The sequence below is a fragment of the Oleiphilus sp. HI0067 genome (assembly GCF_001635735.1).
In genome coordinates this window covers 1-863 of sequence record NZ_LWFI01000389.1, presented here as the reverse complement: position 1 = coordinate 863, position 863 = coordinate 1, and the positions used below count along the sequence as shown (strand labels likewise).

Sequence of the window (863 nt, the reverse complement as noted above, 5' to 3'; positions counted from 1 at the left end):
GATTGCGGCGGGTCGTGCCGAAACGAACCCTCTAGTACCTAATGATTCACCTGAAAACCGTGCGAAGAATCGCCGTGTCGAAATTAGTATTTATGATCCAGAGTGCCAGTCGTTAGGTATCGACTTCTAGCTTTGGATATAGCAGTAGTTTTAGGAGAAAGTTATGAGTGGTGGTCCAAGCCAACCAAAAGTTGAAGGCGAGCAGTGGGACGATGAGCGTATCAAAGGGTTTCTTGCCTTAGAGCCTAGAGATGAAATGAACGCAGACTATCATGTATTGAAAGAAGCATATCAGTATATGACGCCAGAATTTTTTGCGCGCTTTGTTCCGTTTTTTGTGGAAGCAGGCCGTGATATCAATGCTAAGAATCCAGAGCAAAAATCACTACTTCAGCGCATCCAGAGCTATGGTAAGGCTGCACCATATAAAGCAGTCCTAGAAGCAAATGGAGCCGTGTACTAAGCGCCTCCCCGTGAAGTTAAAAAGCGACCAATTGGTCGCTTTTTTTATATGAGTTTCTGTGACTTTAAGTCGTCTAGGTGTTTGTTTTTGAGATTGACGTAGTTATTAGCGCTGTAGGTAAAAAACTTGCGCTCTTTTTCTGAAATTTCGCGTACCTTTTTGGCGGGGCTTCCTCGATAGACAAACCCAGATTCAAGCGTCTTTCCTGGTGCAACGATGCTTCCAGCGGCCACCACAACATCATCTTCGACAGTTGCGCCGTCCATAATAATGGCCCCCATACCAACGAGTACTCGATCGCCTATGGTGCAGCCATGTAAAAGCGCTTTGTGACCGATAGTCACATCCTCTCCGATAGTTAAGGGGTAGCCATCTGGATTGAATGGGCCGGCATGTGTGA

General features: G+C 46.1%; 2 protein-coding genes. One reads left to right on the top strand and one right to left on the bottom strand.

Going from position 1 to position 863, the window contains the following annotated elements:
• Positions 1 to 163 precede the first annotated feature (163 nt).
• Entirely contained in the window at positions 164 to 463 is a 300-nt protein-coding gene (locus A3739_RS04580) for a PA4642 family protein (RefSeq protein ID WP_068483328.1), read from the top strand.
• A gap of 44 nt (positions 464 to 507) precedes the next feature.
• On the opposite strand, the gene A3739_RS04575 is transcribed toward A3739_RS04580, so the two are convergent.
• The coding region (locus A3739_RS04575; RefSeq protein WP_197472051.1) for a gamma carbonic anhydrase family protein at positions 508 to 863 on the bottom strand (356 nt) is incomplete at its 5' end.

What these genes read in the sequence shown, in the direction of transcription:
- A3739_RS04580 (WP_068483328.1), top strand. Translation starts at nt 164, where the DNA reads ATGAGTGGTGGTCCAAGCCAACCAAAAGTTGAAGGCGAGCAGTGGGAC.